Annotated in this window: 22 protein-coding genes and 1 tRNA gene; all 23 read right to left on the bottom strand. The window is 32.0% G+C overall.

Annotation, left to right across the window (positions count from 1 at the left end; genetic code table 11):
- Window positions 1-72 precede the first annotated feature (72 nt).
- Complete coding sequence (locus M663_RS14965) at window positions 73-3,885, bottom strand: HNH endonuclease (protein WP_042805442.1); 3,813 nt, start codon at window positions 3,883-3,885, stop codon at window positions 73-75.
- Between the two features lie 11 nt (window positions 3,886-3,896).
- A complete protein-coding gene (locus M663_RS0114275) occupies window positions 3,897-4,112 on the bottom strand; it encodes a hypothetical protein (RefSeq protein ID WP_029689424.1) in 216 nt (71 codons plus the stop codon).
- A 207-nt stretch (window positions 4,113-4,319) separates the two neighbouring features.
- A complete protein-coding gene (locus M663_RS0114285) occupies window positions 4,320-4,715 on the bottom strand; it encodes a hypothetical protein (protein WP_029689426.1) in 396 nt (131 codons plus the stop codon).
- Entirely contained in the window at window positions 4,678-5,355 is a 678-nt protein-coding gene (locus M663_RS0114290; RefSeq protein ID WP_029689427.1) for a hypothetical protein, read from the bottom strand. The genes M663_RS0114285 and M663_RS0114290 overlap by 38 nt, the downstream gene beginning before the upstream one ends.
- Before the next feature lie 9 nt (window positions 5,356-5,364).
- Window positions 5,365-5,772, bottom strand: a complete 408-nt coding sequence (locus M663_RS0114295) for a hypothetical protein (protein ID WP_029689428.1) — start codon at window positions 5,770-5,772, stop codon at window positions 5,365-5,367.
- Window positions 5,765-6,043, bottom strand: a complete 279-nt coding sequence (locus M663_RS0114300; RefSeq protein ID WP_029689429.1) for a hypothetical protein — start codon at window positions 6,041-6,043, stop codon at window positions 5,765-5,767. Before M663_RS0114300 ends, M663_RS0114295 begins: the two co-directional genes overlap by 8 nt.
- Window positions 6,044-6,099: 56 nt before the next feature.
- The gene (locus M663_RS0114305; protein ID WP_029689430.1) at window positions 6,100-6,519 is read right to left on the bottom strand and encodes a zinc ribbon domain-containing protein; all 420 of its coding nucleotides are present in this window, start codon (window positions 6,517-6,519) and stop codon (window positions 6,100-6,102) included.
- A gap of 70 nt (window positions 6,520-6,589) precedes the next feature.
- Window positions 6,590-6,739 carry a hypothetical protein gene (locus tag M663_RS15795; RefSeq protein WP_273702770.1) on the bottom strand — a complete coding sequence of 50 codons (150 nt, stop codon included), beginning with the start codon at window positions 6,737-6,739 and terminating at the stop codon, window positions 6,590-6,592.
- Window positions 6,739-7,290, bottom strand: a complete 552-nt coding sequence (locus M663_RS0114310; protein WP_029689431.1) for a hypothetical protein — start codon at window positions 7,288-7,290, stop codon at window positions 6,739-6,741. The genes M663_RS15795 and M663_RS0114310 overlap by 1 nt, the downstream gene beginning before the upstream one ends.
- Window positions 7,291-8,190: a PD-(D/E)XK nuclease family protein gene (locus M663_RS0114315; RefSeq protein ID WP_029689432.1), complete on the bottom strand. Its 900-nt coding sequence runs from the start codon at window positions 8,188-8,190 to the stop codon at window positions 7,291-7,293.
- Entirely contained in the window at window positions 8,157-8,666 is a 510-nt protein-coding gene (locus M663_RS0114320) for a hypothetical protein (RefSeq protein WP_029689433.1), read from the bottom strand. Before M663_RS0114320 ends, M663_RS0114315 begins: the two co-directional genes overlap by 34 nt.
- Window positions 8,666-9,109, bottom strand: coding sequence for a hypothetical protein (locus tag M663_RS0114325; RefSeq protein ID WP_029689434.1), 444 nt, complete (start codon window positions 9,107-9,109; stop codon window positions 8,666-8,668). Before M663_RS0114325 ends, M663_RS0114320 begins: the two co-directional genes overlap by 1 nt.
- Window positions 9,090-10,202, bottom strand: coding sequence for a hypothetical protein (locus M663_RS0114330; protein ID WP_029689435.1), 1,113 nt, complete (start codon window positions 10,200-10,202; stop codon window positions 9,090-9,092). Before M663_RS0114330 ends, M663_RS0114325 begins: the two co-directional genes overlap by 20 nt.
- Window positions 10,202-10,570: a hypothetical protein gene (locus M663_RS0114335; protein ID WP_029689436.1), complete on the bottom strand. Its 369-nt coding sequence runs from the start codon at window positions 10,568-10,570 to the stop codon at window positions 10,202-10,204. Before M663_RS0114335 ends, M663_RS0114330 begins: the two co-directional genes overlap by 1 nt.
- Window positions 10,563-11,168 carry a hypothetical protein gene (locus M663_RS0114340; RefSeq protein ID WP_029689437.1) on the bottom strand — a complete coding sequence of 202 codons (606 nt, stop codon included), beginning with the start codon at window positions 11,166-11,168 and terminating at the stop codon, window positions 10,563-10,565. The genes M663_RS0114335 and M663_RS0114340 overlap by 8 nt, the downstream gene beginning before the upstream one ends.
- A 1-nt stretch (window position 11,169) precedes the next feature.
- A complete protein-coding gene (locus M663_RS0114345; protein ID WP_029689438.1) occupies window positions 11,170-12,495 on the bottom strand; it encodes a DEAD/DEAH box helicase family protein in 1,326 nt (441 codons plus the stop codon).
- Window positions 12,496-13,221: a hypothetical protein gene (locus M663_RS0114350; RefSeq protein ID WP_029689439.1), complete on the bottom strand. Its 726-nt coding sequence runs from the start codon at window positions 13,219-13,221 to the stop codon at window positions 12,496-12,498.
- Window positions 13,222-13,257: 36 nt separating this feature from the next.
- Window positions 13,258-13,330: transfer RNA gene (locus M663_RS0114355), tRNA-Glu, on the bottom strand.
- 153 nt (window positions 13,331-13,483) lie between these two features.
- Window positions 13,484-14,419 (bottom strand): toprim domain-containing protein, encoded by a 936-nt coding sequence (locus M663_RS0114365; protein WP_273702771.1) that lies wholly within the window; start codon window positions 14,417-14,419, stop codon window positions 13,484-13,486.
- A gap of 41 nt (window positions 14,420-14,460) precedes the next feature.
- Window positions 14,461-14,820, bottom strand: coding sequence for a hypothetical protein (locus M663_RS0114370; protein WP_029689441.1), 360 nt, complete (start codon window positions 14,818-14,820; stop codon window positions 14,461-14,463).
- Window positions 14,821-14,827: 7 nt separating this feature from the next.
- On the bottom strand, window positions 14,828-15,976 hold the full coding sequence (locus tag M663_RS0114375; RefSeq protein ID WP_029689442.1) for a hypothetical protein: 1,149 nt from the start codon (window positions 15,974-15,976) through the stop codon (window positions 14,828-14,830).
- Window positions 15,957-17,615: a phage portal protein gene (locus M663_RS0114380; RefSeq protein WP_029689443.1), complete on the bottom strand. Its 1,659-nt coding sequence runs from the start codon at window positions 17,613-17,615 to the stop codon at window positions 15,957-15,959. The genes M663_RS0114375 and M663_RS0114380 overlap by 20 nt, the downstream gene beginning before the upstream one ends.
- 85 nt (window positions 17,616-17,700) lie before the next feature.
- Window positions 17,701-20,310 (bottom strand): DNA polymerase, encoded by a 2,610-nt coding sequence (locus tag M663_RS0114385; RefSeq protein ID WP_029689444.1) that lies wholly within the window; start codon window positions 20,308-20,310, stop codon window positions 17,701-17,703.
- Between the last annotated feature and the right edge of the window lie 692 nt (window positions 20,311-21,002).

Below are 21,002 nucleotides of genomic sequence, written 5' to 3' on the forward strand. Positions count from 1 at the left end.
ATTTCTGCATACTTACCCTCCTCATTAAAATTTATTATTGTTTCTTTCTCAAAACCTGCCATGAGATGCCCTCTAACTACACTTACTCCAACCGCATTCTAAACATTTATTACACCCCCCTTCCATTATTACACTATATTTGCCACAAGCTGGACATTTTTGACCATTTTTCTTTGTCTCTACAGTCTCACCTATAAAATCTAATAAAATCTTACCTACTGCATCAGGTATAGATTTATACATTTTGCCATTATTAAACCATACATCAGTGCCCATAATATCAACTAGAGTTTCTGCTAATTCTCTAGGTGGACAACCATATTGTAAAGCCTTACTCATAGCCCTGCCTAATGCCTCTCTATCTGCCTTTTCATTAGTCCCTGCCTTCCCTTGTGAAATGAATATCTCTAAAGGATAATTATCTTTATGGTTTATAAAAACATGTAATGACCCAATAGGTGTAGTTAACCTATATCTTTTACTATCTAATTCATAATTTTTTATTACACCTTTATAATTATCTTGGGCTATCTCTTTCTTTTTGCTACCCTCACTCTTCAAAACACCTTCTAATAAACAACCATCTCTGTATATGGTTATGCCCTTACAACCACAATCATAAGCTAACCTATACAACTCTATAACATCTTCTATGCTAGTGTTTTGGGGTAAATTTACAGTAGAGGAAAGTGAACTATCTAAAAATTTGGTAATAAGCCCCTGCAATCTTACCCTGTCCTTATAATCAATATCATAAGCACTAGCCCAATAATCTTCCTTACTATTGTCCCACTCTTCATATGTTAAATTGTTGTCTTCTAAATATTTCTTTAAATACGGATGATAAACATCATATTCTCCAGCCTCTACACTTTCAGTCTTACGTGTATATTTCCATGCAAAAATAGGTTCTATGCCTGTGGAGGTTTGCAACACAATAGAACCAGAACCAACAGGGGGCACTGTTAGCAAACTAGCATTGTAAATACCATGCTCTTCTAAATCATTTAAAATTGTAGCTCCATACCTATCAGCTAATTCTTCTTTTACTTCTCTTATATAATCTGAATTCTCATAACCACTTAAATTAAATAAAGGAAAACATCCATGTTTTTTAGCTAATTCAATTGATGTTTTAAATGCAGATGCCCTTATTATAGACAAAACATTTCTAATTTGCTTAAAAGATTCTGGACTACCATATCTAATTTTTAACTTTAGTAACATATCAGCTAGCCCCGTAATTCCTAAACCTATTTTTCTAGTAGCCCATGCCATCAGTCTTTGCTGGGGTAATGGGTGTTTATCTAATCCATAATCTAACATATCATTTAAAAATCTTACTGCTATATCAGTAGCTTTTTCTAAAAGTTCATAGTCAAATTGGTTGTTTTTTACAAAAGCATTTAGATTTAGATTCCCTAAATTACATGCACCATATGGTGATAAAGGGAGCTCACCGCATTGCCGAGTGTATAGAACATACCCATCCTTCAATATTATCCCAAAATTGTGATATTCATCAACTGTCCCATTATAAACTGGCTCAACTCCAACCTTTCTTACACTCACTACCTTATGATTATAGACTAAACCTTTATTAATTAGTTCTTCAGCTAATTGTCTTCTAACTTTGGTACTGTGCGTTCCTTTTATGTTCCATGTTATATTCCCCAGCCCCTGCTCTTTTATTATATCCTTCAATAACTTACTCACACTAAATCTTGTTCTTTTTACACCGTATTTCTCTTTTAGCAATTCTAAACACTCTTTAGGCGTAGGCACTACTCTGTTCTTAAAAATCAAACTCAATACTATATCTTTCATTATGTTTATCTTTAAATAAGATTTTTTAGTATCTTTATGCCACATGGCACAATTTTCACAATAACATATTTCTCTATTTCCTACTGATAATTTCAATTCCTTGCCGCAGCCTTCACACTTTTTGATTACATAAACTCTATTATTCTCTAAAATTAAAGGTAAATTAGTTTTAGCATGATAATAGCCAGTATAATACCGCACAATTTCACGCATATCTATAGGATCATCAGAATAAGGTAAACTCCGCTCTTTGTGTGCTTGTTTTAGTAAACTCTTATAATCTCTGAATGTGTATGGACTATTTTCTTCATTGGTAACTTTATAAGCCCTACCATTTTTTAAGCCTGATACAGACTTAGACATATTCTTATGATATTTTTGCCGCTCACTTTCAGGAGCGTTTTTATACCATCTTTTCACTGGATTATTGTCCCCTACCATGTGAAGTTTTCTATGTTCACTAGCTTCCATTAATTCTAGATTCTCTATGCGATTGTCTAAACTATTAAAGTTTTTGTGATGAACTCGATAACCTGATTTCCTTTGATTAGGGTAATATAAATCAAATAAAGCTTGGTGTGTTAAGCTGTATCCAGCTTTAGTTCTAATAACTTCATATAATGTTCTACTCCATTGCTCTTTAGGCCTTCCATATACTTTTCCTAAAGGCTCATTAGACTTTTTGCCAACCAACAAAGAATCTCCTTCTGCTAACTCTTCTGCTGTTTTTGTCTCTCCATTAGATAATATGAATTTATGATTGCCTGTGCATTTTATAACATCACCACTAGATAATTTTACTTCATATATTTCTTTTACCCCCGTGCATCTTGGCCTTCTCATAAATCTTATTGTAGGAACACCATTTTCATCCACACAATGAACAGGCACATCTTTGCCTTCTTCTGCTAATTGTTTTATAGGAACAGCACCCCTACCATCAGCTACAGCAACTAAAGTATCCCCTGTCAAACAAGGATTAGTCCCTAAAATCTCCATGAAATTACATTCAGCATGAGATAATCTATTTTTTACGGTGTCTATAAAAATAACCCCAGGCTCAGCACTTGCCCAAGCACTTTCAGCTATTTTATGCCACAAATCTTTAGCCCTTACTTTTTTATAAACTTTCTTTTTCCTTCTCTCACAAGCAACATCATTCAGAAAGTAATAATCTTCATAAGTAGTTAAATAATAAGGTGAAAACCACCCATAAGGTATTATATTAGCTTTGTGTTTTTGTTGTAACTCTATCCATTCATCATATAATGCCCGCACTTCAACTGAAAAATTATGTGTATCCCAATCTGTATAATCTGTTTCTAAAAATACTTTCTTAAAATTGTCTCTAAATTCTACAATATCATCAGGGCAATTATTATCTATTAAATCAGGATGCCACAATTTCCACTCACCATCATTTTTTAAACACTCCATAAACTCATCTGATATTATCACAGATATATTTGCAAATCTTATATCATGCCCATTTTTCTTAGCTTCTATTGCTAACTCTATATCTGGGTGTGCTATATTTAAACCTAACAATTGAGCCCCGCGTCGGCCTGATTGCCCTATTGTGCCTGTAGTTTTAGAATACAGCTCCATAAAAGACACTACACCAGTAGATGTTTTTGATGCATTTCTTGTTTTACTACCACTAGGTCTTAATATATCCAAAACTAAACCTACCCCACCACCATAAGCATAAGTTTTTGCGGCCTCTTGTGCCGCCTTAAATATGCTCTCTATATCATCACCCTGAATAGGAATTACATAACAATTAGCTATACTGGCTTTATTAAATGGATTGCCAATGCCAAAAAGCCCCCGCCCACCAGGAATAAAATACTTATTTAATAGTAACCACTCATAATCATCTTTAGTTGCATATCTGTGATTTACTTCCTTAGCTACTCTCTTAACTACATCATCATAAGTAGCCTCATGCCACTTGCCGCTATCATTGATACAATATTTATTAATTAAAGTCTTGGCCGCAAGCTCATCACCTTTATAATATTTTTTAGCTTTTTGGTATGCTTCTTGTTTGTTCAAATTGACCTCCTTTAATCCTTCTGCCTTGATTCCATTCCTAGAAGTGTATCTATAAACATTCCAGCCAAACACACATAAACAGCCCACGCCCAAAGGCATAAGCTAAAAGAAAAAGTATAGTGCAAAATCTTACTACCCCACCATAATAAGCCTGAAATAATACAAAATCTAATTAAAACATTTATAATAACTATACCTAATCTTTCTAAAAATGTTTTTTGTTCCATAAGTAACCCCTATTTAGACTTTACATTTGGAAGATTTAACCATGAGATAAACGCCCAAACCCAAGTAGCTAAATTCCAAGAAAATGGGAAATTAAAAATTTCACACCCCCACCACACTAAAAATGCAGTAATACCAAAAGAAATTAAAAATACCAAAATAATAGCTCCTAAAATAATGCCATAATTCCACCGTTTCATAATCACTCCTTATTGTTTTAGTTCTTTTACATAATCTAATTTCATAGTAGCCACCAACCTTTTATCAAAACACTTTGCGGCTACTAACTTAGGCTTATACACTACTGTTAGTAATTCTGTTAGCTGTTGTTTATAGTCATATTTATAACACATTTGCAGTATAATGTCAATAGCATCCATAATGTAAAATTCATTTTCAAAATCTGCAACTAAATCAAACTCATAAGGGAAAGATTTAATTATAACAGATTCCCACCGACCCTTTTCACCATCAACAAAACATTCAAAGAAAACTGGCTCTAAAACTGCAAACTTGTCTATATACTCATCTAATGTTTGTATAACTGCATTGGATAAATCACTTAAATTATTTAATATCCAAAACCTTCTCTTCCTCTTCTCCATCATCTTCTCCATATACTTTTAAATCTGCACCTGATGCCTCAGTCTGTGCTTGATTGATTGTTAAAACTGGGTCTTTAGATTTAGGAACTTTGGGAATCTTATCTTTATCAACCGCTTCCATTAATTCATGTAAAATTACTTCATAGTCTTTTTCCTTTCCTTTTATAGCATTCTTAAATTTGGTATAAGTGCCCACTTGTTGTTTGGTGTGTATATTGTGTTGTTGTATTGCAGCTTGCACTTGTTTTCTTGATGGTGCTTTATAAATTAAGCCCATGCTCTGCAATGTTGATACTAAAGATGTAAGTGCTTGCACAGCTACTTGTAACTTACCTGCTTTCATAGCTTCATCATAAATAGCTAAAAATTTTTCCCATATTTCTAAACCAAAGATCTGCTCATCTATTGTAGTGCCCTCAGCATCTCTTAATAATGTTTTAACAACATGGTAATACTTCTCAGCAGTAACATAAGTCACATCTAATTCTTTTTGCAATGCCGTTATACTCTTAGCCCCTTTTTCATAACAATATCGTGCCACTAATAATCTATCATCTTTAGGTAACTCGCTAAAAGGATTGCCTTTTTTTATTTCCTGAAGTATATTTTCAGCTTTTTTAACCTGATATGGTGTTAACATATTTTACTCCTATGGTCTAAATAAATATAATCCATTATAATTGCGACAATCTATATGTAACCAATCCACATCTAATTCTATGCCTGTTATTAGCCCATCTAAACCTTTTGTGTCTATTAAATACTGCCTAACAGTATTCACATCTTCATCTAAAGGCACTAAATCAATAGCCCTGCCAAACTTATGTTGTGAATAATAAGCCCCAATATCACATGTAAAGGGTCTAAAACCTCTATATCTATGAGAACCCCCACCTTTCCACGTATTGACTACACACTTACCAAATTTCTCTCTAATGATATCAATAGCTCTTAAGCATCTATCATCAAAAATAAACCAATGCTTTAAATAATCCTCACCTTTGTAAATCTCAGGTGGCACTAATTCATACAATTTAAAATACTTGCACTTATACATCCTCTTTCTCCTGTTTGGATAATTTCTTTTTATGTATCCACCTTTTTTGTGTTTCACTATAAACCCAGTCTATTGGCTTCATCACAGGTGCGGCAGAAATTTTTATAGTCTCTTCTACTAAAAACCTTAACTCTTCTGCATATTCCCTTAACTCTTTCTTGGTATTAGGTATATCAAACTCATATTTTTTGTCAAACTTATATATCTCATTGGCTAAATATTGTATAGCCCTATAAGCTGATTTTGGTGTTAATTGTTTTTGTCTTGGCATAAAACCCCCTTAAAATTATTTATAGTGAACTACTCCGCCCTTACGGACGGAGCTTCTTAGGGAGTTTGGCTGGTTTTTCCAGCCCTTATCCCTTGTGGCAGGTTCACTCTACCACATACTCCTATTCCCGCAAAAAGCAGGGATTCGGAGATACCTTCGCTCATCCTGTAGATTCTTACCTTTACTACTCTTTTGAGCCCTGTTACAAGGTCAAACCAGCTTCTTTTGAACTTCCTTAGGATGTTCCTCGCTCCATTTACATCTGCATTGATTAGCCCTTTGACTGCTGTCAGAAATAGTCCTCTCTTTATCCTCCTTCCGTTACCTTTACTCGTTTTCGTAACTCCCGCTTTCTCATCGCAAGAGTCGGTAACGGAAGTGTAACTTTCATCTATCAGTTTAACTTCTATCCCTGCCTCTTTGAGTTTGTAGGTTAGGTATTCTGTTACTTTCCCGTGTGGTAACAACTTGAACATCTGATTATGCTATGCCCTCCAGTAAGTTATTTCAAGGTGCTTACGCACCTGCGGGCTCTCATCCCCTCCCTTACGGAAGGGGTCTTCCCGCCCGCTTAGGATAAATAAATCTATCGTATTCTTTTTGTTCTAAATAAGTTGACCTCAAATAACAAAACCTATAATCTTTTAATTCTGGCAACCAAACCAGGCCTGCTGTTAAATTAATGTAGTTCATCATCACTCCAAGTCTAAATTTTGATACCACTCATAGCATATATTTTTAATTGCTACAGAATTGCTAGTAGTATTAGCCTGTCTTTTAGCCTCTTCTAAGGCAGATTGCACAATGCTTAATTCTTCCTCAGAAAACTGAAAATACATTCTAGTCTTTGGTTCTTTTGGTGCAAAACTGCCTTCTTTATATGCCTTAACATGTTCACTCAACTCTTTTAAACTGCATTCATGGGCAAGATTTATCCAGTGCTTAAAATTATCTTGAGTTAATATACTATAAATAGTAGCTAACTTACGCCAACCAATATCCTTGACATCATCCCAACTTTTGTTTAGCTTTAATAATTTATCCTTAAAGTTCACTAAAAAAATTGCCTTACGTGGATTTAAATCTAAGACACTATCTACAAACTCTCTAAAAGAACTATAATCATACTCTTTATAATATTTATTTGTCCAAATTTCATATAATAAATCTGCTAAGTTAGCATAATTATCATTTATGTTAACTTGTAGTTCTTTAAGTTTGTCTTTTATTTCTATAATATGGTTCATTTAAACCCCCACATACTCTTGTTTACATAGTTCCCGCAAAAAACAATTTTTTGCCTTGCCTTTTAGCCAATTAGACCTAGAGCATATATCAAAGGGTGGTGGTAAAATACCAGTTTTTACACTATCAGAAAATAAAGAAACATTCTTTAAAATAGCATCTGCTATTTTTTGTTCTTTAGTAACTGCATAACACAAAATAGAATCTCTATAAGAAAATTTCTTAGATAAATAATAAAGATAACCTGTCTCTAAGTCAATAGGTAGTGGTAGTTTTAGTGAGTCAGGCAAATAATCATAAAATAGCATATAACCTACCAACTGAGCTTTATCCTGTAATTTCGGAAAATCTTCTTTTGTAAAATAAGATTTAAAATCAATTACATGTAATTTATTGTCTTTCAGTATAAAACCATCTATCTTGCCTGTAACTCTATAAGGTTCATCAATTCTAAAATAATATTCATGATAAAAACTAGCTTCACCACTAGCCCCGCAGTGCTCACAAGGATTTTTCCTTATCTCATCTCTAGTAGTAAAAAGTGGCTCATCCCTGCCCCTCAACTTGCCACATGCCCAACATTTCCAATTACCATAAAGAACATCCTTAAAAACTTTGCTAAAATTCTGATACCAAAAATGCAAAGCAGAACCTATTTCAAACTGTTGCATTAAAGGATATTCTGTATAACTCTCTTTTGCTTTTCCATATTTATACCCCAAAGCATATTCTCTAGGACAAAATGTTGCTAGCTCAGATAACCTCACATGAGTATATTTTTTTATATTAAAAGTCTTTTTAGTATTTATAACATCATCTTTTATATCCTCAGGCACATCTAAATTATCATACACATTTATATTCTTATCTACTGTTTCTGTAGTTGACTTGATAAATCGCATAAAACCAATTCCTTTTTTATAGGGTTAGAAAGATACCAAGGTATTACAACTAGATTAATCTTATCATACCAATATTTTACTTTCTTTTTAGCTCCAGCCTTCCATATCCCTTTTACCTCAATAAATAAATCCTTGTCTTTTAAGTAAAAATCAGGTATATATGTGCTATTTTTATCTTTTAATTTATATCGCTCATATTCTAAGTGGTAGCACCAACTTTTTAATAGTCTATAGACATTTAATTCATACTCTGACCTAAAATACTTATTTTCTTCTGGATAATAAGCCATATCACCATAAAGGCTAGGGCAATGATAAAGATAGTCTATTGAGACTAATTCAGGCTCAAAAGTGTCAAAAAATTGACGCAAACATTCTATACTACAAAAATTTTCAACTGTAGGTATGCAATATTTAAACTTCTTTGTCTCTATAAAAAAGGGGTTACCACAAATTGCACAATATAAGTCTGGCACTAATCTCTCCTTAATATTTTTTCTACACTTCTAGCTCCAAATAAAAATACAAAAACAGTGCCTATTAAATAATAATCTCTTTCATTTAAAGCAATAGGTGGTAAACTTAGCTGAGTGCTAATCTTTGAATAGACATATAAAGCTACAGTGGAATATAGTGCAAACTGCCTGCCTAAAACTTGTAAAGCTCTAGCCCACTTTGGTGTGTTTTGAGCTTTAAGTTCCATTATAAAAACTTCTCTAGCACTCTCAGTATCCTGAAATAACAACTTCTGTTCAGTCATTGCTTGATTTAAGACTTCTAACTTTAACTTAGCTTTTAACTCTTCTTTAAATTTCTCTAAATCAGCCTCAGTCTGTAATTTTACTGTTTTATCAGGAAAAATTTTGTCTATACCCTTTTCAACTAAGTTTAATACTTCACTAATTATTGGTATCCCCATTTTCTATTACCTCACCATAGTTTTTGGTTGTTGTTACAACTTTTTCTATAACTTTTTTCTTTAAACTTAAATATAGCCTCTCATTTTCAGGTTGTTGTAAAAATTCTATCATTTGTTTTCTAGTGTCAAAAATCAAATCATCACTAAACACTATTCTAGGCTTATCCCCATATAATTCAAAAGCAACATCTTTAAAAGTATTATAATCTAAAATCTCACCTAATCTGCCAAAAGATGGGTGTAAAACTACTCTGTAATAAGCAGAGCCACTTAAAACAAACATTTTTCTTTTTGTTTTTAATGATGATATGGTAGCCTTAAACCTACCTACATAAGGTGTGTTAGTTTTTGAATCAAACTCATCTTTTTGTGGAGATAACTTATTAGTCTGAATAGATAAGTGCCAATCATGTTTTAGTGCGTGGGGTGCTGAAGATTCTATGTTGTCTGTAAAAAAAGTAGCCCCGCCTATATTTGCTCTAATCTGAGTAGTAGCTACAAACATAGCAGGATCTTTTTGTTTTTTTCTCATTATAAGAGCAGATTTCACTTTATTGATTAGCTGTGTATGTAATTTTGCTCTAATACCTACTTTATAATCCCCAGCAGGTGCATCTATTTCTTCCTTAGGTAACAACCGTGAAATACTATCTACTATTACTAGCCCACACTCACTATCTTTTAATGCTTCATAAACTATTTCAACAGCCTCTTCTCCATATGCGGGCTCTACAATGTATAAATTCTTATCATCTAAATTCACCCCTAATCTCTCAGCCCAATCCCATGCTATCACTTCAGCATCTACAAATAAAATGCTTTTCTTGGTAGGCCCTGATTCACAAATACAATCCCATTCATAATTATCACATTTCCAGCACCATTTTTGAGCTGAACTCACTAACTTTAATAAAATTCCTGTCTTAAAACTGTGTTCTACACCAAAAAGGTTTGATGTAACACCAATTGGAAAGCCACCACCTAAAGCATAATCTAACTCAAAAATACCTGTTGGTAATCTTGGAAACTCTTTGACTATAATAGTATCAGAAATTCGTTCTTTCCATGTTGGTTTTTGTGTATTTTTAGTCATTATACAACCTCTATATTATCTTTACTCTCTGGGCTTGCAGTCATCTCTTCATATTCCTTTGTCATTCTTACATCTACCCAAGTTTTCACCTTTTCATAAACTTCATCTATTTGCTCTGGATGACAGGGATAAGACAGCCCAATATCTATTCTAGCTGAATGAAATCTTTTGCCTGGGATAGGAACAGTAGCCCCTGCTTTTACAGTAATGTATGCACAAGGCACATCTAATGGGGGCATTGGTAACCTAATATGTTCCCTTTTCATAATAATCTCCTCTTTTGTAGTATTGTTTATCTCTATAATTTCTATAAAAATTTTACCTTCTTGTTGTCTAAAGATTTTATCATAATCTCTAAATTTATACATCAAAATTCCACCTTTCTATAACCTTGGGTAATTCCTCATTTAATTTCTTTATAAATGCCTCAAAATATCTATCACCATATTTTTTTCTTATATGATGTTCTCTATAAACATCTATAATATACTCTAATTTATCAATTTGTGCCTTAGTTAATAAAGCAATAGTGTCTGGGATAGGAGACAAAGTCTTAGCAATCCTTCTAGTATAACCTGAGGCTTCTTTGGGTAATTGTAGATATAACCCTGTATCTACTGTCCGTGCTATCTTTTGCCAAGTTAGTGGCTTTCCTTTATACCATAAAGGACCTGAAATATATCTTTTCCCCTTCCTGAGAAAATATTCTCTCGCATATTTCCAAGTATATGCTTTTTTACCTTTTAGATTAAAAATAGCTATTTTACTCAAATTGCGTGGTAAATATAGTTTTTTATTGTATAAAATATGATTAATTATTAAATATCTCTCTTCTTTAGTGAATGCTTTTCTAAACTTCTCTAAAGCTTGCACTTCATCTCTACTACGCAATATTGCCCTTCTAGCCATAGTAAATCTAAATATATAATCAAAAAATTCTATTTTGCTAGGTTCTAATTTTTTCATATTAAAAAACCTCTAATGATTTATATTCATAAACAACTTTGTTATAAAATAGTTTTCTCTTCTTATACCAATTAAGTGCATCTTCATAGCAAGTATCTACTATATCTATAACAATAGGGTCAGGCATATCTGGTTCTACATTTCTAACCCTGCCCACTGCCTGTTCTACATCTGATAAAGGAGATGCAAAAACCAACCCCCTTAATTTGTTTATAGTTACCCCCACGCCTAAAATGCTATTTATAGCCAAAATAACTTGAGAATAATTAATTATCCTGTCTCTTTCTTTTTTGCTAGTTTGTCCAGTAATAATACCTACATCAGTTACTAATAGTTTATTCTTTAATATATACTCAATTATCTCCAATTGTCTGATGCGTTCTGATAAGACTAAAATACGTATTTTTTTCTTGGCTAACTGAGCAACAAGTGTTGCGATTAAATAATTTCTATCTAAATTATCTGCTAATAAAGAAAAAAGCATTGCCCTTCTTTGTATTTTAGAAGTAGCCCACTTTGGTAAATACCCAGAAGATTTTTTGTATAAAATAGTAATAAGTTTTACCTTGGGCTGCTCTTCTTTTGCTTCTAGTTTTACAATATTCTTGCCCATGTGATAGAATAAAACATCTTCCATCCTATCAGAGCGTCTTAATGTGCCAGTTAGCCCTAATCTATACTTGGCTGGAAACATTTTTAAAACTTTAGAAAACTCTTGTGCACCCATTAAATGTAATTCATCAAAAACTACTAAGCCCCAATGGTTCTTAAACTCATCAGGATATTTATCTTTTGATATGGAATGCAAAATTCCAACTGATGCAGGTAAATCTTCCCATTCACACAAGCCCTGCCTGACAATGCCTATTTTGCCATTAGTTAATGTGGTAAATCTAGTTATCTCACTAATCCACTGACTTATCAAAGGCACTCTAGGCACAATCACTAAAAAGGGTGTTTGTAAATGTTCAGCTATTTTAAGGGTAAGTATTGTTTTACCTGAGCGTGGGGGTAAATTAAGAATAACATCAGTCTTACCTTCATTATAAAACTCTAACCATTTCTTGAAAGCTAAGTGCTGATTGTATCTTAATGTTCCAATAAACTTAATATTATATCTAGTTTTGGGCTGTATGCGATTATCTTTATAATCTATATCATATCTTACGTGCCTTGGTATGCCTAAATGAGTGGGAGTTTCTTCATAAGTAACTATAGACTCAACATCTTCAAAAGGTGACCTCACTGTAAGTTTTGCTTTTAGTAAGTTTATATTCTCAATATCAGTTTTAGGAATCCAAAGTAGCCTATCTAAGATAGCACCCACTTATATAAGCTCCTTTATCTTCTCATCAATGTTCTCTACTGTAACTTTTTCTTCAGTATTATCAATCTCACCTACACCATTTGGCACACTTAGCATACTCTTTAACTCAGATACAGTTTTAGGTTTAAAAATTTCAGCATAATCAAATGGTTTTAACCACTCTTCAAAATCAACACCTTCAGGGCAAAATTGTTCTAAAGACTCTAAATCTACATCTTTTACATAATCAATATCTGTGCCTACAGAGTTTGATGTTTTTGAGCTTGAGCGAATAAAAAGAAATTTCTTGCCTCTAAGATTGCCTAAACTCTTCTGTCTTCTGATAAGCCTATCTTTAGCATCTCCTTTGGCTACTATTAGCTTTTTAGATAGCCGCCAATTACCATCTCTATCTTTCCATTTAGACAGAACTGTACTAGCTATTGCAATGTAAGGTCTATTCTGTAACTCATCACAAAGTGGACACTCACCTTCAATATCTCTTAAACATGTCTCATAATTATACCTATCCCCATCCTTTTCAAACCTGTGCTCCCAAAAAGCAAAATGAAAATCATCTAGAAACACAGCTTCAGCCTCTTCACCAGTCCTAACAAAAAATCTGTTCTTTTTTAATCTCTCTGGATCAGTAAAATCAACATTAGAATTAGAAAATTGTCTTTTTTTCTCTTCCTCATTTAGTTTGTCTATCTCATCAATTGAATGAAAATACTTTGGATATTCCATAAATCCTCCTTTCTATTTTTTATAAGTGAGTAAAAAAGTCCTCAGCGGGACTCGAACCCGCATCTCAGGGTTGAAAGCCCTGTAATTTAACCACTTAATCTATGAGGACATGTATATAATATAATTGTTTTTGTAGGAATGTCAAGGCAATTTTTTTTGAATTCTTTTTTATACTGCCTTTTATATACTTTCTTTATAATAGTCTTTAAAATTTCTTCTGGAATTATATTTTTTTCTGATAAAATATGCACTTTTACTTTCTCTAGCTTACCTTTGATATATAATTATTTAAAAAATTTTTAGCCTTAAAAACTTTCTCTAATTGGTCTCTATTCTTTAAATCACCAGGATCTTTTATTCCTACAATAGACCAGTCTAATAAAAACATCGGAGTGTATTTGAATTGATTCTTTATCTGGTTGGTATATCTTCTGCCTTGTTTATCATTATCAAAGCCTATATATAATACAGATGGTGATAAACTCTTTAAGAAGTCAATTTGTTCTTTAGATATAGAGCCACACGATGCTATTACATTATAATAACCTAAAGACATTAACCTTAAAGCATCTATTTCTCCTTCAACTAAAATTAATGGTTTAGATATGTCTATATTTTGAATATTATACCAATAATATGATTTACTCCATTTTTTATGCTCTACCCCGAAATCAGCAGGAGTTAAAAACCTAAAAGTCTTACCTATAAAACTTCTGTAATGTAAAGCTACTATATTGTTATTCATATCGTAAATAGGAAATACAAGCCCATTTTTCCAAACATACAGACCATTTAAAAAAGATGTGTTTATTTTTCTCTTAATAAAATATCTTCTAGCTAATAATGATTTTGTGGCAGGTAATAATAATTGTAATACAAAATCTGGAACAAAAGGTATCTCTGAATCTAAATGCTCATAAATATCCTGCATTTTTAGTTCCTTTGTATCAGAGCCATTAAGTAATTCTCCCTCAATTACATACCTAAACACACTATTGTCTATTTTCCTGTCTAAATAAAGGATTAAACACAAAGAAATTAAGTCTCTTGTGCCGCAGGCAAAACAGTGAACCACTGATTTTTGATTATCAGAATAAGTAATGCCACAAGATGGGTGTTCATCATCTCTATCAGTATGTGTTCGGTAGGAAATAGGGCATGAAATCTGAACCCAAGTGCCATTATCATTTCTAGGCACTATCTTAAGCATCTTAAAAAAAGTATATAGTGCAGATTTTTTCATATAGATACTGATAAATCTTTTAAAACTATCTTTTCATTATGAATAGCTATATCTAAAACTACATTCATATAACCAATCCAGCCTTGCAAGTCTAAATCATCAGAGGATATTATAGCATAATTATAATCAGAAATCAAGTCCTCAATGTCTATATTGTGCTTTTTGCTAAAGTTTTCTACTATCTCAGTTATATTGATAGGTAATTCATCATAAATCTCATCGTTAACTTCTATATCTAATTCTGTGTAATCATCGCCAAAATTATCATACTCTTCCAAAGTATTTATGGAGCATATTCCAAACTCATCTTCAATATAATTTAAAATCTCTATTACAAACTCTTCATTTAGTGACATAAAACACCTACCAATCAACTTCTATTACAAGGTTGTTATTTTGTTCTTGAATCTTATTGTAATGATAATAAAGTCTTAACCGCTCTACAGGTGAATTGTAATCTTCTAGTAATCTGTATGCACTCTCTTTATAGTTACTTCGTTGTTTTGAAAGTTCTAAACATCTATCTCTATAAATTTGTTTTAATAAATCCTTGTTTCCATTATAATTTTTATAATCAAGAAAAGTAAACCACCTAAAATATCTATATCCTGATATAACTTTTTTGGGTGAAAAAGTTTTTTTTAAAGCCTCAGAATATGGTACAGGTTTTAACTCCTGAGCTGTATCATAATCAATATTAGAATCATCAACTACTTTAGTTAAATCTTCATCTTTCTCATTATCCCATAATTGAGTAGCTAAAACTACACATGCATGGTCTAAATTAAAATGATATGTATAAAGTTTTCTAATCTTATCTAATTTTTGATAATGTCTTTTTTGTATAATTCCAGTTTCTAAAAAGAAATACACACACTTTTTGATAAACGAAGTTGATAGCCAAGGTATTTCAGCTTGTAATTGGTCAAAGGTTTTTGTAAATGGCACTAATTTATAGCCCCAGCCGCCTCTTCTGCTAATATAAACCAAATGACACAATAAGAAAGTAGCATTCATTGTATCTAAGGTAATGCCTTTTTCTTGACATAAATCATATAATCTATAAGCTACATCAGACCTATACATTTTAATATTCTTAGAATGAGCCAACTCATACTCATCTAACGTTTCATCAATAAAAACACAAAAACTATAAGCACCAGTATTTTTATTAAAATGTCTTTTTATATGTATAAGCCCTAAATCTTTGAATAAGACTTTTAAACACTTTGTGGCTGTAATACGACTAAGTGGATAAAAATCTTTATAACTTTCAGTAACATACAATACACCGCCTTCCTGCACCAACTGCTCAGCATCTATTTCTTTATAAGCCTTAGTCTTATCCCAATCTTCAACTAGCATTTTATACATTAAAGCCAAAGATTCTGCTGAAACACGTTCACTTACTTTACCGCTCCTTTTGTATTGTAAAAATCTTGCCACTAAATCTACAGGTAAAGCTCTAATAATATTGACATCACAAACTAATTTAGTTTCTCTTGTTGGCATAAAGATCCTCCAACTCATTTAAAATAGTATTTATGTCTGAAACTGTCTTCATTACTGTTTCACTATCCTTATGTGTTTCACATAACCACTCTTTGAATTTTGTAAACCTCTCTTTTGCATCTTTTATAGTCTTTACAGCCCCCTCATAATCTTTATCTAACTCTTCAATGTCTTTTAGTCTTTGTTGTTTGAGTAACTCCATAACTAGTGGAACGGGATAATTAGCCCATACTTGGTCATATTCAGTAGCATCTAAGCCTAAAACATGATTTACAATCCTAATACCTTGATTGATAGTCAACACGCCTGCCTCTGCAAACTTTTCAAATGCAGTAATAATCTCATTGCCTTCAATCATTCTAGGACCTACTGTCATAAATTTCCAATATTTAGCCCCAAGCTCTTTCATTATAGTAAAATTCACTATTTCATCAAACTTATTTCTCTCTGGTTTAAATACTTGCTCTTCAGCAACCAACTTGGAGGTGTCAGATGTTGACCTAGAATATTCCTCAGCAACACCAAGGTATAGTGGGGGTAATCTGTATCTTGAACGAATTCTCTTTTCCGCCAATTCAATATATTGCTTGAAAATTGCATCATCTTTTCTTGCCATTGAAAATTCTTTTAAGTCAACTTTAGCAGAACCTTTTACATCTTCTAAACTATCATCTGCACTAGCAGGAATAGCTTCTAAAATCAATATCTTATGAAAATTCTTTACACCTTTCTTTTGCTCAAAAAGATATTTCAAATCCTCAACAGAATCACTTGTCAAAACACCATTGCTAACTAAAACAGCAAGTGGTGGGACTACTTGGTTGTCAAATAAATCATAATTTACAAAATCCGCATTCTGTAATCCTAAGATTACTGATGTGAGCCCTATCCACCTAGGAACACCATAAATGCCATTGCCCAACTTTAAGTGAATAATTTCACTTGCTAATTCCTGAATTTGTTCACCAGGCTCTAACTCATCTTCATACTTACCAGTTACAGCACACATTCTTCTAGGGTCACCATATTCTTTAAACCACCTTAATGTGCCTTGTGTGGGGTTAACTAACATACAAAACCGACGAAATCGCCTGTAAACTGTAATAGTCATCTCCTTACCATCTCTCACCAGCCTTACTTTAACAGGTATAGATTCACTTTGTTTTACCTGTAATCTTATGTATTTAGCATCAGCTCTATACAACATAGCCAACTTGCCATTAGGAAATCTAACCACTTCAATGTAAGCATTACCAGTAACCTCTAAGTCTTGTCTAAGTTCAGTTCTTAATGTGACAAAAGATTGGGTCTCATTTACAGCCTTGAAAAACTCATTTAATCTCTCTTTCTCAGCTATAACTTCAGTGTCAAATTTTTTACTCTTATCCCCCACATACAAAAAATCATGCCCAAAACCATCAACATTAGCTTGCATAGTCTCAATACAAGCACTTAGCATAGATGTATTTTCCACTATATTATAAAGCCTTATTGGGTCATAATAAGGCACTAATAAATTATACTGCTGGACTAGTTTTTCAGGAAACGTTTGCTCTTCTATGTTTGGTTGGCGTGAAAAAATACTATCTATATCCTTTTCTAATTTTAATACTTTAAGTCTACCTTTTCCTTTTGACATTTATTTTTCTCCTTTGGTTATTTTTTGACTATAATATAAATATAATCATTTCAACAGCAAAGTCAATAGTTTGACACAAAAAATTTTAAATTTCTTTCATTTTATCTAAACTTTCACCTATAGCTACTTCCACTTCTAGTGGCACTTTCAGCTTAAATCCAAACTTTTCGGTAGGTAAATTCTCTAAATGCTCTTTGATTAAATTTATATAAAAATCTAATTTATCTTTTTTGACAGAAAAAATTAAGGCATCATGTATAAAAAGAACTAGTTTACATTCCTTAGGGTTGTATCGTGGGTCTTTTATTAAATTATAGCCCCCAAGTAATGTGCCATCACTGCTAGGACCTTGTATCTCAAAATTAATGCCTGTCCTAAAAGCCTGTTCTCTTACCCATTTATCATTAGACCATATTTGAGGCAATCTTCTAATTCTACCAAAAACAGACCTTAAATAGCCAGTTTTTTCTAATTTATATCTACTTCTTCTGTGCCAATCAGGAATATCCCTGTAAAAAGAAAACCACTTATTTCTAAATTCTTCAGCTTGTTTTAGTGTCATTCTTACACCATAACCCTGCTCTGCATACTCTTTTAAAGTTGGTGCTAACATGCCATATATTAAGCCGAAGTTTAAGCATTTGCTGTTTTGTCTTAATAACTTCTTCTCTTTTGCATCTTTTACTTGATAATCATCAGGTAATCCTTTCATCCTTAAAGCAGTTATTAAATGTGGGTCTTTTCTAGATTTAAATATCTCTTGAAATGTCTTATCATCAGCCACATGTGCAACCCACCTTAACTCAGATACTTTATAATCTACTTCTACTAGCACTTCATCAGGATTGTCAGGCTCAAATAGCATTCTTATATATTTAGCAGATTCACTTCGTTTAGGTATTGTTTGTAGTGCTGGCTTTCTAAATCCAGTGCGACCTGATGATGTAAATGTAATACTTGCACTTGGGTGCAACCTGCCATCATATTTAGATAATTCTTCAATATTAGAAATATAATTGGATAATAGTTTGTTTATTTCAGCCCACTCTAAATACTTAGTTACAAAGTTTTTTACTTTTTGAGGATATTTCCTATTTATGATATAAAAAAGTGATTTCTTTTTATCAACTAAAGGTTCACCTGTCTTTGAGCTGATTTCAATAGGCTCTAGACCAAAGCCATAATCAATTAATTTATTAGTTTTTTTATCTTTCCACTTAAATAAAGCCTCACGAATAATAATAGTACGAGTTAAGCTGAAATTGTCTTTATATCTTTCTCTTACTTTTGGTGGGCATAACTTTTTAACTTCATTAGCTTTTTCATCTAATAATTGACTTAACTTATTCTTTACTTCATAAATTTTATTTCTAGAAACTTTAATTCCATTTCTTTCTATAACAAATAAAAGTTCAGACTCAACAGGGTGTGCTAAATTTATGTAATAATTAAGACTTTTTTTATCTCTAAGTAGTTCTTGTCTTAATCTTAGCCCCACTTGTAAAGTAGCTACAGCATCAAAACAAGCATATTTATTAAACCTATCCCTATCTTCTCTTAATAGAGTCAACATATCTTCTTTTTCAGCATCAGTAACTAAATCTTTATGATTAAATCTAATGTTAGTGAATAAATTAGTTAAATACTCTAAACTAGCATCTTTGTATAGCTCAGAATCTAACACATGAGCTGCAGTTTTAATGTCTAAGCAACAACTATTCCACTCAGTAATACCTAAATTCATAAATCTGTGTAATTCATATTTAATATTCATAAAATATTTTTTTATATCCTGTCTAGCTAATAACTCCTTTAATTCGCTTATTTTTCTATTATAATCAGGTAATTTCTTTATACCTACCTCTTCATATATCGGATTTTTCTTACTACCACCACGCTTAACTAAAATATTAAAATCGCCTTTGTCTTTTTCAACTTCCTCTACTAAAACTATATTCCAACCTTCAGTGGGAGACTTAGCAATAGAATAAGAAATAACAATAGAATTAGGGTCATACCAGTTAACCCCTTGTGTTTCTGTATCAATAGCTGTTATAAAGTAACCATTTTCATCTTTCCAAAAACCTCCATCTAATAACTCTCTAATAGAACTTACTTCTTTCCATTTTATCTCAGTATCAGCCTCTAGCTTAAAACCATTATCAATAAATCTTTTGATTTCAGCTAAATCAGATTCAAATAAAGGTAAACAAGAAGGATTTCTTAAAGTAGCCGCAGGGTGGTAGGTGCAATAAATATAACAATTATACTCATCAGACCATACAAAATTGCCCCTAGCTTTCTTAATAGCAGTCTTCTTGCCAGTCACTTGCCAATAAGCTATTCTACCAAAACACACAATTAGTTTTCTATTACTAAATCTTAGGGCTAAATCAAGTTTTGGTCTGCAGGCTTTTAAAATCTTACCTATTTGACTATCATTTAGTTTTTGTGTATCTACCATACAACGAGTGGCATTAGTTAGAAATATGTTAGAAATATCTAAACCTATTTTTTCACAAACAAAGTTTAATCTACGCCAAGAAGCACCTATTAACATTTTCCCAGCTCTAATCTCATCCCAACCAGGGCTCTCAAATACAAACACAATATCAGATTCAATATTCTGAGCAGGTCTATAAGGTATCTCAACACTACCTTTCAACAAACAATCACATGTGGAATATTTTTTCATATAAAACTCCTATTTAGCTTACTTACTAAGTATAATCATTTTAAGCCTATATGTCAAGTTAATTTTCATTTATAACACTAATCCGCACATTATTAAATAAATATATTTAAAATATTTTATATTTTTGAGAAAAAGATTTAGCAAGAATAAAAATAATCTATATACATACTACTTAAATTAATTAGTTAATTATTAGCTTATAAGTTAATTTAATACTAAGAGTATAAGTGTTATAAATTAATATTAATTTATAACACTTAATTATTTGATATTAAGTAGTATAATCTATTACTTAACTAATATAAGCTATTAATTAACTATTAGCTATGTATTTATATTTCTATTAATACTTCTCAAGAAAATATAAAATATTTTAATAAATTATAAACTTAATAATGAGCAACATAGTGTTATAAATGAAAATTAGATTATTTTATTACTCTTCCTTTTGGGTTAGGTAGGTAGTTAAAATTAGGCTGTTTTAGGTTTGCTAGACCATACAGAGTATAGGTTTTTGAGGTATGAAAGAGAAAATAGGTATTATGATATGGGTTAGACTTTTTGTGTGTGCTGAAATGCACATTATGCTAGGTTTTTAAGTATATGTGTATTTTGATTAAGTAGTATTCAGAATTTAGCCCTGAGATGCACAGAATTGCCCCTATTTTACGTTCTAGCTAAAAATATATATA

The sequence above is a fragment of the Thermoanaerobacter sp. A7A genome (genome assembly GCF_000445185.1).
Lineage (GTDB): Bacteria > Bacillota > Thermoanaerobacteria > Thermoanaerobacterales > Thermoanaerobacteraceae > Thermoanaerobacter.

Coding starts and splice junctions, on each gene's coding strand:
- M663_RS0114275 (WP_029689424.1), bottom strand. CDS start 4,112: ATGGAACAAAAAACATTTTTAGAAAGATTAGGTATAGTTATTATAAAT.
- M663_RS0114285 (WP_029689426.1), bottom strand. CDS start 4,715: ATGGAGAAGAGGAAGAGAAGGTTTTGGATATTAAATAATTTAAGTGAT.
- M663_RS0114290 (WP_029689427.1), bottom strand. CDS start 5,355: ATGTTAACACCATATCAGGTTAAAAAAGCTGAAAATATACTTCAGGAA.
- M663_RS0114295 (WP_029689428.1), bottom strand. CDS start 5,772: ATGTATAAGTGCAAGTATTTTAAATTGTATGAATTAGTGCCACCTGAG.
- M663_RS0114300 (WP_029689429.1), bottom strand. CDS start 6,043: ATGCCAAGACAAAAACAATTAACACCAAAATCAGCTTATAGGGCTATA.
- M663_RS0114305 (WP_029689430.1), bottom strand. CDS start 6,519: ATGTTCAAGTTGTTACCACACGGGAAAGTAACAGAATACCTAACCTAC.
- M663_RS15795 (WP_273702770.1), bottom strand. CDS start 6,739: ATGATGAACTACATTAATTTAACAGCAGGCCTGGTTTGGTTGCCAGAA.
- M663_RS0114310 (WP_029689431.1), bottom strand. CDS start 7,290: ATGAACCATATTATAGAAATAAAAGACAAACTTAAAGAACTACAAGTT.
- M663_RS0114315 (WP_029689432.1), bottom strand. CDS start 8,190: ATGCGATTTATCAAGTCAACTACAGAAACAGTAGATAAGAATATAAAT.
- M663_RS0114325 (WP_029689434.1), bottom strand. CDS start 9,109: ATGGGGATACCAATAATTAGTGAAGTATTAAACTTAGTTGAAAAGGGT.
- M663_RS0114330 (WP_029689435.1), bottom strand. CDS start 10,202: ATGACTAAAAATACACAAAAACCAACATGGAAAGAACGAATTTCTGAT.
- M663_RS0114335 (WP_029689436.1), bottom strand. CDS start 10,570: ATGTATAAATTTAGAGATTATGATAAAATCTTTAGACAACAAGAAGGT.
- M663_RS0114340 (WP_029689437.1), bottom strand. CDS start 11,168: ATGAAAAAATTAGAACCTAGCAAAATAGAATTTTTTGATTATATATTT.
- M663_RS0114350 (WP_029689439.1), bottom strand. CDS start 13,221: ATGGAATATCCAAAGTATTTTCATTCAATTGATGAGATAGACAAACTA.
- M663_RS0114370 (WP_029689441.1), bottom strand. CDS start 14,820: ATGTCACTAAATGAAGAGTTTGTAATAGAGATTTTAAATTATATTGAA.
- M663_RS0114375 (WP_029689442.1), bottom strand. CDS start 15,976: ATGCCAACAAGAGAAACTAAATTAGTTTGTGATGTCAATATTATTAGA.
- M663_RS0114380 (WP_029689443.1), bottom strand. CDS start 17,615: ATGTCAAAAGGAAAAGGTAGACTTAAAGTATTAAAATTAGAAAAGGAT.
- M663_RS0114385 (WP_029689444.1), bottom strand. CDS start 20,310: ATGAAAAAATATTCCACATGTGATTGTTTGTTGAAAGGTAGTGTTGAG.